We start from the raw sequence: 14,659 nt of genomic DNA on the forward strand, positions 1-14,659 counted from the left end.
CATATCTCTATCCATAAAAATCACTCATTAAAAGGCGGTAATTCATTTTCAACTCTTCTGCATAATTCTTCTAAATATCTTGAAGTATAACGCCTAAATTCAGTAATTAATTTTTCAACCTGTTCCATTTCCAAATCTTCTACATTTTTATAAGCATAATGTTCTGCTTCCACAGCTTCTAATAGAAAAAGTTCAAATAATACTTGCATAGCAGTATTATCGCTATTATCTTCAAAAACTAATTGTGAAAATCTATGAGAGGTATTTATTCTTACACAATTTTCACGATCAGTATCATAATATGGTTCCCAAAGCAAATGGTCATCTATACTTTCAACCCTATCAATTTTCTTTATAAACCTATGTTCGCTTTTTTCTTCTTTACCTTCTTCTTTACCTTCTTCTTTACCTTCTTCTTTACCTTCTTCTTTACCTTCTTCTTTACCTTCTTCTTTACCTTCTTCTTTATTCTGCCCATATTTCTTTTCAAGTTCCTCTTCTCTTCTTTTTTTCTCCTCTTCTTCTCCAGAAGGTTCACCTGGTAAATTTTCTGGCGGTTCATATTCATTAGCAATATCATTTGATTTATTATTTGAAGTTTCATTTAATCTTTCGTTATATAACTTTGAAGCATTATTCCAGGCTTTTCTACTTTTTCGTTTATATTGAGCAGATAAATCACTAATAGTTCTCCAAGCATCTTCAGATAAAGTAATATCTGACTTTTTGACATCTATATTAAAACAATCATCTGCTGAATCATCTATTAATATTCGTCCTCTAAATGAATAATAGTCTTGGTCTAGTGGAATAATAGGTCCATTTTTTGTACTAAACCGTTCTGCTAAATTATCTGAACTAGATATTAATCTTTTATTTCTATATACATAATATCCATAATTTCCAGCCCCAATATTATATTTATCTCTTATTTCTTTATCTTTACCTTTTTCTTCAAGTTTGAATATTGGAGGGTATGGTAATTGAGTTACTTCAATTTTTGCTTTCACCCCTGCATCTGCATCTAACGTTACTTCTTGTGATTTTTCAATAAATTTAACACTCTTACCATCCCAGTCATGTTCATTTAGATTACCATTTGCTTCTGCCTCATCGATAAAAAGTGGATCAAATGCATTAATAACATTACCATCTACTGAAATTTGAACCCCATCTTCTTTAATAAAATAATAATAATTAATTCCTACTTTTTCCTTTAATTCACTAACTGTATTTTTAATACTTGGATGATCATCATTTCTAACATCTGCAATTCTAACTATAGTTCCTTTACCCTCATCTAAATTTTCTTCAATTAACTCTTTATCTTTATCATTTAATTCAACTTCCTTAGCAAAATAGTCACCTTCTTGTTTTATGTCAGGTAATGACACAATAAATTTATTAAACTGACTATCGGCAGATGAAGAAATTAAATGTAGTTCATTTCCTTGAGAAAATGAAGCTGATTTGAGTCCTAAACCAAATTTTGATAATGAATTCTGTTCATAATTTTCATCAGTTGACCCCAATTTTAATGCTTCTTTCATTTTGGATTTGTTCATACCACAACCATCATCAATCACAAGATATTCCTGAACATTATTCTTTCTTCTATCATTATATTCTTTATTTTTCTTTAAAATTTTAATATTTATATTACTAGCATTTGCCCTAATAGAATTATCTACTATATCACATAATGCAGTTACAGGAGTATATCCAATACGACTCAATCCATAACATAACCTCCAAGCATCCATTCCTAGTTCTTCTTTATTATACATTTAACCCCTCCCAATATATAAATATAAATTCTTACCATTTATTTATATAAAAAAAAACAAATTCCTGCATAATAACAGAAATTTGTTTGATGATTATTTTTACTTATTATATTAAAAAATCATTTAATGCATCTTTTAAATTATTTATATTATTTTTGTCATTAAAATAACCAATACTAAATCTCACAAGACCATTAGGCATTGTTCCCAAAAATTCATGAGTTTCAGGAGCACAATGTAATCCAGTCCTTACCGCTATATTAAATTTTTCATCTAAAATTTTTCCTATATTATGTGGGGAATAACCAGAAACACTAACTGATACAACATTAAAATGATTCTCTAAATTATCTGGAATAAAAATATCTATTTCCATAAATTCATTTAACATTGCTATTAATTCTTGAGTTAACTCTTTTTCATGCTTAAAAATAGTTTCAATATCCTTTTCCTGTAACCATTCTAATGCAGTATTTAAACCAGCAATAGCTTGAATATTACTACTGCCTGCTTCGTATTTAACTGGAATCTGTTGTGGCATATTCTTTCTTTCTGAAGCTCTTCCCGTACCACCATGAATTAAAGTAGCAGGTTCTTCCGCATTTTCATCCATTATGATTCCAGCAATTCCAAATGGACCATAAAAAGTCTTATGCCCCGTCCATACATAATAATCAACATGTTCTAAATTAACATCAACTAGCCCAGCACCTTGAGCTCCATCAACTAAAACACTACTATTGTATTCCCGGGCCAACTTAGCAATCTGCTCTACTGGAGCTATTAGCCCACATACATTACTAACATGAGATACAGCTACCAACCTAGGTGTTTCCTTAATAAACATCTGCTTTAGCTTATCTAATTTAAATTCTAAACTATCTTCTTCTACAGGAATCTGTCTTAATTTTAAGTTATACTTGTCTTTTAAATAGTACAAACTTCTTAAGACAGCATTATGTTCAAAGGGAGAATAATAAACCACATCCCCCTTATTCCAATCTAAACCTTTTAATATTAAATTAATTGCTATTGTAGCAGATTCAGTAAAAACAATTTCTTTATTCTGCTTAACATTAAGTACAGAAGCCACTTTTTCTCTAGTTTCATCTATTAGTCTACTAGCTTCATTGGCCACTTGATAAGAACCTCGTCCTGCATTAACTCCATACTCTCTATAAAATTTATCCATTTCATTATAAACAGACTCTGGTTTCGGATAAGTAGTTGCAGCATTATCAAAATAAATCATACTATCCCATCCTGTTCAAACATATCCTTCATTAAATTAATTAAAACCTGCTGCTTTTCTCGATCACTAACTGCTGGACCTATATCTTCAAAACTACTTTTAATTTTATTTTCTAATACTTTAGATAAACCATCTAGAGAAACTTCCTCAAATCTTCGCTCATATTTTTCTCCATCTTTATCAACTAAAACAAATTCATAAACATTATTCTCTTTTTCCTCATCAGATTCCTCTAACTCTATTCCTTCAACTTCTTCTTTTATATCTTTAATATTATCTAAAAAATCTTCTACCGTTTTATCATTCCAATCATTTATATCAAAACCAGTTAAACTTCTACAAATTTCATTTAATAGCTTTTCTTCTTCAATTTCACTAATTTGTAATTTTCGTAGAATATTTAAAAAAGCATTTATTTCCCGAGTATAAGTATTAGTTTTAGCCTTCTTATCTAAGTTTTGATACCAAGTTGCTAAACTTTCCTTGAAAGTAACATTTTTAGCACTAGCAAATAAATTACAAATTGAAATCTGTAATTTATTTATTAAATGATAATAAGCTTGATTATGTTCTTTAAAGAAAGTAGTTATTAGCTCTTTTAACTCATCTACATTATTTTCATTAATAGAAGTCCCTAATAGCTTTTGAGGTATAATCTCTAATAAAATCCTTTTTACTTCTGAGGATCTCTTATTTAAAATTTTTCTAATAGTTACTGAACTTTTAGATAATTCAGTAGTTTCTCTAGAATACTTCGGTAATCCTTGGTACCATTCTTTAATTGCATTATATAATTTTTTTAATCTATTTACTTCTTCACTATTATTTTCTTCTAATCTATCATCATAAAGTTCCTCTAAAAATAAAATATATTCTTCCTTAGCAGAATCCCAAGTAGTCTTTTCAATTGTATATCTAGTTGGATGTTTATTTATTCTTTCAAATAACTTAGCATTGATTTCCCTTTCTTCACCATTATGTCTAATGATTGCATGTTTTAAATCATCATCTATTTCACCTGCTATTACTAATAAAATAGGAATAATGCCTAATCTAAGTCCATAAGGTGGTCTTCTTAATTGATCATAAACTTCTTTAAACTTCACTTTATCCGTTGAACAGTATAGTTTTTCTCTAATCAATCTAATAATTTCTTTTAAATTTTCATCTATTCCTTCCTTACTTCCTTCACCATCTGAAGTATGAGTTAGATTTTGTTCTATATTTTTCCTGGACTCATTATCTAAAATCTCTGGATTAAACATTAAGTTCTCTGACTCTTTACCTTCTTTTAATAATAATTTAGTCTTAATTAACATAGTTCGATAAATTAAAAAGTTAGGTCTATATCCTTCAATACCTAATCTTTCTGTTAAATCCCTAAAGATTAATCTATTATTTATATCTTTACGAGCTGATTTTTGGGGACTACTTATTTTATTTTTAACAACTAATTCATTATTAATAACTGGAGTCTTAGCAAAATATTCTTCACAAACTTCAGATATTTTTTTAGATATATCTCTACGTGACTTTATTCTAGAAATTACACTACCTTGGTGATAATATAAAGCATTATCATAATAAGGTTCTATGAATTTAGTTAATTTATTATCTAACAATTGTCTAGTCTCAGTTATATAAGCATTTAATTCTTTCTCTGCTAAAGAGTCTTGCTTTAAAAATTCTTTATCTTCTTTTAGAATCTTTTGAGCATCAAAACTTCTTAATAATTCATTTAATTCTAGAGGCTTTTTAGGTCGTACAAAGATTACCCTGTCACTATTTATCTCATCACTCATTTCTTCAATATATTTAGTGGCTTCTTCTATCTCTTGGTTAGATTCTAATAAAAGGTAAGCTATCAGTCCATCTTCATAATTTTTATCATTATGTTCAATTAAATATTCATCCCAATCATTAATACTTTTTAATTCATCTAAATAGAAATAATCACTTACAAAATAACGACGAATCTTATATTGATGATTATACTCTTTAGGATAAATTGGAGCTGGTTTAAAATTCTCTTCTAATAAATATTTAGGAGAAAAGGTATTTTCTCGTTCTGCCTTTGTTTCCTCTATTTTTTTATTAAAGTCAATTTCACTTCCCTCAAAAAATACAAAATGATCTAAACTCTTGCGGTGTAAAATAACTTTAGATTCAACTAATTTATCAACTAAATTATCAAATTCTTGTTCACTTAAATGATCTAAAGCAAATTTTAATATTTCTTTAGAAGGTGGAATCTCTGAAAAGTTATTAACTGCAGTTATAATTCCTAGACTTTTAATGAATTCCTGCTTGTTCTTTTCATCAAATTCAATTTTCTGTAAAGCTCTCTCTGAATCAGCCCAAGCTTGATGAACCTGAGTGTAATCTAACTCTTGTTGCATTAAATCTGCAAAATAATCATAAATACTAGAAGGTTTAACTATTGGAAAATCCTCATTTCTATTCTCCTTAATAAACTCTCCTAAAGTATTTTCCTCTTCAGTTGATAAATAAGTGAAAATAGTCCTTTCATTTTGAGCTATCTTCTGCGATAATTTTGGTAGTAAAATAGTCGTTAAAGGATGTAAAGGATAACAGCCTCTTAAAATATATTCTTCCTTTTCCTGTTCATTATAATCAGGGCCAATATTTAAATCTTTAATCCACTTATTATAAAACTCAAAGTTTTCTTGATTATTCTCTTGAAATTCTTCCCAAGAATCTTGTTCTTTAACAATAACATTAGACATTAATTCATAGATTTGACTAGAATACTCAGTAGCATCTAATGTTTTAAATCTTTCTTGAACCTTTTTCCATTCATTAACTTGGGATTCAGATAAATCAGTAGTATATTGAACCATTTTTTTATGAGAAACTAATAGTAAGTGGATTTCATTCTCTCCACTTCTAGTAGCCATTTCAGCAAAGTCTTGTAATTCCTTACTATTAAAACTTTCAACATTTCTTTCAAGTAACTTATTAAACTCATCAAAAACAACATAAATCCCTTGATACCCTCTTTTTCTTATCTCACTATTAACAGCTCGATAAATATCCTCTAAATTACAACCATAAAAAGGATTAAATTCTCCCCCAGAAGTTAATTTAGGATATTTATTCACAAAGAACTGATAACTTTCCTGGTCAAAATTATTTATTTTATCTTTAAACTCATCTATATCTACTCCACGTTCCTTTTCTAATAAATCAATAAAATCACTATAGGTAGCCTCATAATCTTTCTCCCATTGCTCTAACTTATGTATTATAGAATTAAAATAAGTAGCTGGGAATATATCTTCTAATCCATTCTTACTTAATGCTTGTTGCAAAGCCGCCAACATACTTTGCTTAAAGCTACCACCATCTGTTGTAGGTAATACTATTAAATAAGGATCTTTTTCTGTAATTTCTTGTTCTAATCTAGTGGCTAATGTATTATCAAATCTACCTATTTTACTAATAAAATTATCATATTTTTTAGGATCCTGTTTATTAGATAATATTGTACCTAAAACTGTTCCAAATAAAGATTTACCCGTCCCATAAGCTCCAATTAGAAGATGAGCTCGACTAATTGCATTATCTTTAAAAGAATCAAAAATCTCTTGAAAAAGTTTAATGTTTTTAGCAGTTGGTACATAATTATTTAATTTTTCAAAATCTCCAATATCAAACTTTATATTTACTGAATATTTAAAACTATTCTCAGTATTAATAAATGATAGCGTATCCTTTGGCATTATCATCACTTTCCCCTTATCTTAATTTAGAATTATAGTATTCCGCTAAAACTTCACCCTTAGAAAGTTTCTTTAATTTAATTGAGTTCAACCCAGCTTGTCTATCTAACCGTAAATAATCAAGTTCTTGTAGATGCTCTAAGTATTCATGTAATAAAGTCATATTAAGCTTAAAAACTTTTCCTATTGAACCTTCATCATTTAAAACCTCTTCTATATTAACTGAATCTTCATTATCTAATGAGTCTAATAAACAATAATACAAAATTCTAGGTGGTAAATTATCAACATCAGGTCTTTGTACTCTATAATTTCCTTCATCTGTTTTAACAAGTAATTTTAATTCTCGAAATGGAGATTCCATTGAATTTTCAGGTGAAATATTTTCTTCTGGATCATATAAATACATTCTTCTAAAAACCTTAAAGTCTCTTTCTAAAGAGGTTTTAGCTGGAGGTTCTTCTCCTGTCCTTTTAATATATTTCTTTAATCTTTCTATAAATAATTCCTCATTAAACTCTAAATGATTAAATTGATTAAAAAACCAGTACCAACTTGTTGCTGATTCTTTATTAGTTGCTATATTAAAATGTAATAACCAAAATGTAGCCGGGTCTTCAAAATACTCATCATACTCTAAAATCTCTTTAGCTAATTTTTTCTTAACTTGAATTTTCTTTCTTTTATTAAAATCCACTTCTGTTAAACCTGCAGTTTTCATCCAATATCTTAAAGCAGATACCATATTTTTTCCTATTCCCAACTCATCCATAGCTAGAATAGTTTCTAAAAATATATGATTATTTTTTTCAATAGCATCTAATCCTTTACGAAACCATCCTGTTCTAATATGAAAAGTTTCGTGTCTAGCAAAACTATAACTCATCTTATCCCTCTTTCTATTTAATAATCGACCATTGCCTTAGTAATTAAACATCCTTTATGGAAATGAGCAACACAATCCATACAATGGTCACACTTTTCTTCATCAACTTTATATCCTCTAGTTAGACTTATTGCATCATTAGAACAGACATTTAAGCAAGCAGAACAACTTATGCAGGACTGATACTTTCTGATTTGACATTCAATCCTTTGAAATAACAAATGGGAACTTAATTTCTTATCTTTAGTTCGCTGTTCTTTTATTTGTTTTAAATTTTCTTCAAATACTATAATCTTAAGCTGATTACTTCCTTTATTTCCTTGTAATTTAATTTTTGGGATTCCTGCTTCTAAAATATAAACTTCACCTAACATTTGATCGCCGATATCTTTATTAATAACCCCAAAAGGTTTAAAGAACTCATATAGACTATCATCAATTGGTCGTGTTAAATCATAGTTTTTAGCCTTATTTTCTAAAGCACAGGGTTCAGCTTCTAAAACAGTATTGCTTGTATCTAAACCTTGTCCTCCTTGTCTAGCTTTCCACTTACCAGTATCCACATATACTTCAGGGTCTGGTTTACCAACTTTTTTAGCAAAATCAACTAAGAAATCTCTCCAACTTTCAGCTCTCTTAGGCATAAAAATCTTACATAAAAATTCTGACCAAGCTGAATTATTAGGACAACACCAACAACCAACTCTAGTAAATCCTAATTTATAAGCCTCATTAAAATCTATTCCTCTCGTTAAAAGATACAACCACACTTCCGAATCATGCCAATCAATAATTGGAGAAACTACTAATTGTTTAGAAATCTTAGGACTTTGCGTTATTTTATCATACTTACTTCTGGAAGTAGATTCCGAACGCCTAACTCCATAAAATGTTAAGATCTCTTGCTGATTTGCTACTTCCCTAAACAAATTACCAATTGGCCCTGTTTTAAAAATACTACAACACCAACTAATAACTCGACTAGGCGGGCCAAACTGCTCAGCTAAATCATAAAAACTTTGGTTAGGAGTATCTACTGGAAGAAATGGAGGACGATTAGGTTTATTTTTAATCCGCTCAATATAATCATAAGTAAAGGGAAACTCGAGAGTAGTATCACCAAATACATGCAAAACATCTTGACTACTAAAGGCCCTTCTTACAAGATCAGAAACTACGGTAGAATCTTTTCCTCCACTGAAAGAAACAACTTCTAATCTTTTATTAAAAATTTCAGATGTTTTTTCAATAAAATCAATAGCATTTTTATCAATATAATTAAAATGCTCTCTATTTACTTCAATAAACTTAGAAAAATCCACTTCTCGATCATTTTCTTCAACTTTCTGTTGTATCTTTTCTATCTTTTGATCTAGATTATCAGCATTATATAAATCTTTAATTACTATATCACTTGTTTCACCATCGATAATGTATCTATTTCCCACTCCATTCCAAATGTTAGATTCAGTCACATCTCTATCTAACAGAATACTAAGCATTATCCGTTCTTTCATAAAAACTGGTCTAATATCTTTACTCACATAATTTATTTCATTATTACAATTTGGACAAAATTGTTTTTGATTATTGTTATCTTCTTGATCTGCTAACTTTAGCTCTAAATATCTAAAAGTGAATTCTAATAATTTATCTCTATTACCCATTTTTAAATCTACTGTAGGTTCTTCAATTATCTCTTTTTTTATTTCTGTTTTTTCCTTTTTATTTTCAATCCTCTTATCTACTTCTTTTTTTAACTGGATAAATTTAAAATAATCTGCTTCATTACCTGCATTATCTAAAACCCACTCAATAACTTCATCTTCAATATCTAAATAAGGATTTTCCTCTGCTCTTTTTTTATCCTTATTCATTGTTTGTAACACTGGAACCTCACAATTACTACACCAAAATACTTCCATAACTATCACCTGCTATATTATAAAAATAGATATTCAATTTTTTATTACTAAATCTAAAATAGTACTCCAACAGTTAATTATAAATTATTATCTTACACTTGTCTAGTCTTAAAAACATCTAATTAAGTATTACTATATAAAAGACAAATAACCTCTTCTAAAACTAATTTTAATGATTAAAATAAATAAAACCTAGATTATATTTAACATAAAATCTAGGTTAACTAATATAAAAGCAAATTATAAATAATAAAAGATTTAACTCATTAACGCACTTATAATAGCTCTATCAGCACTATTATCTATTTGTTCATTTTCTATCTTCTTAATAAAATCATAATAGTTACGCAAATAAGCATCTTTATCAGTCGACTCTCCTATTATCTCGCTATGAAGTATATCAATTCCACCAATCGCATATGACTTAAATAAATCATACTTTTGATTTTCCTCTGAGACTTCATTCTTAGTATTTGCAAACCAATCAGAAAATGTCTGTTTCAATAATTTATCTTTTTCTAAACTATTATCATTATTCTCAATTAGAAAAGCTAAACTAGATAAATATTTTATTCTCATACGTTCATTTTGAAGCTGTTCAGCAAAAATGGTTACTTTATTTTTATCCCTTTTTTCTTCTTCTTTACTATTAAATAACATTCCTACCACTCCACCAACAATATATACATCTAAAAAACGTTCAAATAAATTAGTATCATTCTTTAAAGAACGAATTTTATTAGCAGTAGATCCATAAAAGATAAGACTACTTGTTAACATATTTACCCTCCTATTACTTCTGTATATTTCTCATCTTCAATCTTCATATCTAATTCATACTCTTTACCTATTTGTCCCTGAATAGCTTCTTCTATATCTCCTTCATATTGACTATCAACTGTAAATAAAATAAATTGCTCAACTATTTCTGGTAAAACATTAGCAACATTCTTTCGATGGGCTTTAGATAATTTAGCAAATGGAGCATCCATAATCAAAGGATATGGTTCTGTAACTTCAATATCTTCATGTCTTTCTTTGGCCAACTTAATTAGTCCCCCAATAAAAGCAAAACTAGTTATAACATCTTGCCCTTGAGAAGTAGCATCTTCACCATCTATATCTATTACTCTAAATGTATAATCATCATTAATTTCTATTTTATGATTAGTTTCAATTAGTTGGTCAAAAACTTCACTTACTTTTGCATTTAACTTTTCTCTCACTTCTTCTTCTTTCTTTTTATAATACTCTAATATCTCTTTTTTAACTTCATTTGCATATCTCTTTCTTACTGCAATTTTAGTATTTTTAGTACTATTTAAAGCTAACTTATCTAATTCAGCTTCTTTATTTTCAATTTCTCCCTTAACCTTTTTTAATTCAGATAAATTATCAGTATGTTTATCTTTTAATTCCTCTAATTCTTCTTCATGGTTTTCTTTCTTTTCTTCTAATTCTTTAACATCTTCAGCATCTCTTAGTTCTTGTGAAATTTCTTCAACTTTCCTTTCAAGATTTTCAATTTGATCACGCTTTCTTTCAATATCTTTATACTTTTCTTCAAATGAATTTACAAAGTTACTACCTTTATTCTTTACATCTTCTGTTTTATCATTAAATTGTATAATTATTGTTCCAAGGCTAGCTGGAGGCTGATATTTTTTCTGTTCTAATAATTTTTGATAATGTTTCTCACCTTTTTTTATTTTTTGACCACATATACATCTTCCCGATTCAATAATAGAATCAATTGCTGAACCATCTATTCCAGATATTCCTTTAGATTCTAATTCACTTAAATCAAATTTATCTCTACATAAACTTAATAATTTACTTGCTATAAATTCTGGTAAATTATCCTTATTGATTTTTTCTATATCTTCTTTTAATGCCTCAATATCTCTTTCTAAACTTTCTATCTGATCTTCATATTGTTCCCTTGCTTTTTGTTTTTCAGCAGCTGATGCATTTGCTTTAATTTTTTCAGTTAATTCTTCAATCTTTTCTTTTACTTCTTCTATTTCTTCTTCATTTGTATTAACTAGTTTTTTATACTTCTTTTCTTTCTTCCTGTCTTCCCTTAACTCCTCTCGAAGAGACTTCATTTGACTAGAATTATCATCATTATAGTCAGATTCAAACTCTTTAACCAATTTTCTTAAATGTTTTTCAGCATTTAATAATATATCTAATCCTAAAATATTCTTTACTGCCTCACTTAAATCTTTTTTTCCTTTTCTATTAGATTTAGATAAATTTTCTATCCTTTCACCATCAAAGAAAAAATAAGTAGATAAATCATCAGGTAATATGTTATCTATTTCTCTTTTAGGACGCTTTATATCTTTTAAAGTCCCATCATTCTTTTTCATTTGGATATTAAAATCTCTCGATTTTCTATCCAAATCTTCATTATCTTTCTTCATAAATTCTTCTGATCTTTTAATGAAGTATTCAGTATTATTATGTTCTAAATTTATTTTTACAAATAATTCAGCAGTATCTTTTGGTTTTAATCTATTAGCCAAGTCTGTGTTCAATAGTCTATCCTTATTAGGCAAATTTAATTTTTTATATAAACACCAAGAAAATGATTCTAATAATGTAGTTTTACCTGCTCCATTTTCTCCTTTTATAACTGTTATATTCTTATCTGGATCAACTGAAAAATCTATCTTTTGTTCTCCTTTATATTGTCTAAAATTTTTCAGGGTTATACTTTTAACTAACATCTACTTCTACCTCCTCTTCTATAAGCTTCTTAATTTCAGCCCTTTTATCTCTTTCCAGCATAGATTTTTTATGTGCGCATTTTTTCTCCAATTTTATAATTTCTGTTATTAATTTTTCTACTTTATTGGAATCAACAGAAATATCGTCCATCAAAATCAATCCTCCTCTTCAGAATATTTATTATAAACTTCTTCAATCTCTTCTAAAGGTTTTAATGCTTTGCGATGATTCTCTGCTAAGCTAGCAAATTCTTTAGCTCTCTTAACTTCTTTTTCAACCAATGAAAGATCATATTTAAGCAATTGTTGGTCTATTAATGGTACCTCTTCAATCGGACGTGGTAAAGTAATAAAATCATATATATAAGCAAAATCTTTTCCTTTAAACTGTCTAAGAACTCTTCCTCTCCTTTGTATAAATTCTCTAGGATTAGTGCTACTAGCAAGAATATATGCATTCTCAATAGCAGGTATATCTACTCCCTCATCTAAACATTTTATTGCTACTATAGATTGTAATGTCTCTCCATCACTAAAGTTTTTTATTATTTTCTTTCTTTCTTCCATTGATTCTTCTGCCGTAAATTTAGCTACTCTCATATTTAATTCATTACCTAATATTCTAGTTACAGCTTCTATCTGCCGCATTTCTCTATTACTAAATTCATCTTCAACATATGTAGATCCGCAATAAACTAAATTATAATTACTTTCAGTCCTTTCTTTCATTAATTCTCTTAATTCATCTAGTTTATTAGTAGCTCCAGCAACTAAACGGGCTCTTTTAATTAACAATCTCTTAGCTACTTCTGTTAGTTCAGTTCCTTCATCAGTATGGGCTAGACTTTTATATGCTTTTTTAGATATTTTTAAATATTCATCATACTCTTCATTAGTCAAGTATACAATTTGTGGATAATAATAATATTGAGTCAAAAAACCATCAGCTATAGCTCTTTTTAATCCAAAGTGATATACTTGTTTATCAAAATAATCAAATATAGCTTTAGTACCTTCTTGATCAAAATGCCTCTTAGGAGTAGCAGATAAAGCTAATCTATACTCAAAATTATTATTTAATACTTCTAAAAATCCAGTCGCTCCTGCATTATGTACTTCATCCACTACAAAAACTACATTCTCATTAATATTATCAATTAGTTGTTGAAATTTATCTGTTTTATAAGTTCCATTTGTTGTAACAATAGATATATGATTTATAATATCTAAATTATATCTGTGAATTTTTTTATCTAGTATTTTACGCCAATTTTTTTGATCAGAACTAGAATAGGCAATAATTGGATCCATGTTAAACTCAACTATATCTTCTCTCCATTGCTCTACTAAGTGGGTATAGGGACAAACTATTATAACAACTAATTTATCATCTAAATCATTCCATAATTTTGTTATACCAGATAATGCAGTAATAGTTTTTCCAGTTCCCGTAGCCATATTTAATAATCCTACATAATCATTAGCTATCCAAGAATCAATTGCTTTTTGTTGATAACCTCTAATATCTAACCAATCTGGTAACTTAGGATAATTAGTTTTATAACTATAGGTTGCTTTACTTTCAGAAACTTTATTATTTAAATTTAATATTCTTTCCTCTTTTTTTACATAACCTTTTTTATAATTTAAAATTTCATCTCTAACAGCATCAGGAAAATCATAAATAGCTAAACGATTAGTTTCATTTTTCCATAATTGATCAAAATCTCTAGATTTATTTCTAACCCTTTCTAAATCTGTTCCACCATTCCAAGAACAATAAACATCTATAGATTCAAAATTACTTTGAATTGCATTTTCAGTTTCATTAAGTGAACCAGTAAAGGCAACTTTATTTCCTAACTCATCCTCTACAATTCCAATTTTTTCATGGTATATTCCTCGAGTTTTCCCTTCATCTATTAATGCAATTTTAATATCTAATTGATTATTACTTATTAAATGAGCAAGATAATTGTATCTTTCTTTTTCAATATCATTTTTTGGTTCTCTAAAATTTCTAAATAAAGCTCTCTTCATAACTTCATCCCTTAATTCATAGCCTGTCTGAATTGCTTCAATATCATCCTGATTTAATTCTGGTGATGCAACTATCTGTATTTTCCCATTATTATCAATTAACTTAGATATACCTTTCGATAGTTGCAATAATACAGCACTCGAAAAATAACCTACTGCTCTTTTATAAATCACAGCATTAGATAAAACTGGAATATAAAAATTCCGTATAAGCTCATCTTTATTATCAGATCTATATCCAATTTTTAAATCCAAATCCTTTAGTGACATATTATACACACCTACATTCTA

Annotated in this window: 9 protein-coding genes; all 9 read right to left on the reverse strand. The window is 28.0% G+C overall.

What is annotated here, in order from left to right; all coding sequences use genetic code 11:
* Window positions 1-20: 20 nt before the first annotated feature.
* Window positions 21-1,787, reverse strand: a complete 1,767-nt coding sequence (locus HALHA_RS10525) for an ATP-binding protein (RefSeq protein ID WP_015327750.1) — start codon at window positions 1,785-1,787, stop codon at window positions 21-23.
* 106 nt (window positions 1,788-1,893) lie between these two features.
* The gene (locus tag HALHA_RS10530; protein ID WP_015327751.1) at window positions 1,894-3,039 is read right to left on the reverse strand and encodes an aminotransferase class V-fold PLP-dependent enzyme; all 1,146 of its coding nucleotides are present in this window, start codon (window positions 3,037-3,039) and stop codon (window positions 1,894-1,896) included.
* Entirely contained in the window at window positions 3,036-6,788 is a 3,753-nt protein-coding gene (locus HALHA_RS10535; protein WP_015327752.1) for a hypothetical protein, read from the reverse strand. The genes HALHA_RS10530 and HALHA_RS10535 overlap by 4 nt, the downstream gene beginning before the upstream one ends.
* A gap of 10 nt (window positions 6,789-6,798) precedes the next feature.
* Window positions 6,799-7,668 (reverse strand): DUF4007 family protein, encoded by an 870-nt coding sequence (locus HALHA_RS10540; RefSeq protein WP_015327753.1) that lies wholly within the window; start codon window positions 7,666-7,668, stop codon window positions 6,799-6,801.
* Between the two features lie 17 nt (window positions 7,669-7,685).
* Window positions 7,686-9,593, reverse strand: a complete 1,908-nt coding sequence (locus HALHA_RS10545) for a phosphoadenosine phosphosulfate reductase domain-containing protein (protein WP_015327754.1) — start codon at window positions 9,591-9,593, stop codon at window positions 7,686-7,688.
* 258 nt (window positions 9,594-9,851) lie between these two features.
* Window positions 9,852-10,373 carry a hypothetical protein gene (locus HALHA_RS10550; protein ID WP_015327755.1) on the reverse strand — a complete coding sequence of 174 codons (522 nt, stop codon included), beginning with the start codon at window positions 10,371-10,373 and terminating at the stop codon, window positions 9,852-9,854.
* Between the two features lie 2 nt (window positions 10,374-10,375).
* Entirely contained in the window at window positions 10,376-12,328 is a 1,953-nt protein-coding gene (locus HALHA_RS10555; RefSeq protein WP_015327756.1) for an AAA family ATPase, read from the reverse strand.
* Window positions 12,318-12,479: a hypothetical protein gene (locus HALHA_RS13520; RefSeq protein WP_015327757.1), complete on the reverse strand. Its 162-nt coding sequence runs from the start codon at window positions 12,477-12,479 to the stop codon at window positions 12,318-12,320. The genes HALHA_RS10555 and HALHA_RS13520 overlap by 11 nt, the downstream gene beginning before the upstream one ends.
* A 5-nt stretch (window positions 12,480-12,484) precedes the next feature.
* On the reverse strand, window positions 12,485-14,638 hold the full coding sequence (locus HALHA_RS10560) for a DEAD/DEAH box helicase family protein (RefSeq protein WP_015327758.1): 2,154 nt from the start codon (window positions 14,636-14,638) through the stop codon (window positions 12,485-12,487).
* Window positions 14,639-14,659 lie beyond the last annotated feature (21 nt).

Source organism: Halobacteroides halobius DSM 5150 (genome assembly GCF_000328625.1).
Classification (GTDB): domain Bacteria; phylum Bacillota; class Halanaerobiia; order Halobacteroidales; family Halobacteroidaceae; genus Halobacteroides; species Halobacteroides halobius.

Bases quoted from the DNA above. Each gene is read 5' to 3' on its own strand.
- HALHA_RS10560 (WP_015327758.1), bottom strand. From the start codon at position 14,638: ATGTCACTAAAGGATTTGGATTTAAAAATTGGATATAGATCTGATAAT.
- HALHA_RS10530 (WP_015327751.1), bottom strand. From the start codon at position 3,039: ATGATTTATTTTGATAATGCTGCAACTACTTATCCGAAACCAGAGTCT.
- HALHA_RS10535 (WP_015327752.1), bottom strand. From the start codon at position 6,788: ATGATAATGCCAAAGGATACGCTATCATTTATTAATACTGAGAATAGT.
- HALHA_RS10525 (WP_015327750.1), bottom strand. From the start codon at position 1,787: ATGTATAATAAAGAAGAACTAGGAATGGATGCTTGGAGGTTATGTTAT.
- HALHA_RS10540 (WP_015327753.1), bottom strand. From the start codon at position 7,668: ATGAGTTATAGTTTTGCTAGACACGAAACTTTTCATATTAGAACAGGA.
- HALHA_RS13520 (WP_015327757.1), bottom strand. From the start codon at position 12,479: ATGGACGATATTTCTGTTGATTCCAATAAAGTAGAAAAATTAATAACA.
- HALHA_RS10545 (WP_015327754.1), bottom strand. From the start codon at position 9,593: ATGGAAGTATTTTGGTGTAGTAATTGTGAGGTTCCAGTGTTACAAACA.
- HALHA_RS10550 (WP_015327755.1), bottom strand. From the start codon at position 10,373: ATGTTAACAAGTAGTCTTATCTTTTATGGATCTACTGCTAATAAAATT.
- HALHA_RS10555 (WP_015327756.1), bottom strand. From the start codon at position 12,328: ATGTTAGTTAAAAGTATAACCCTGAAAAATTTTAGACAATATAAAGGA.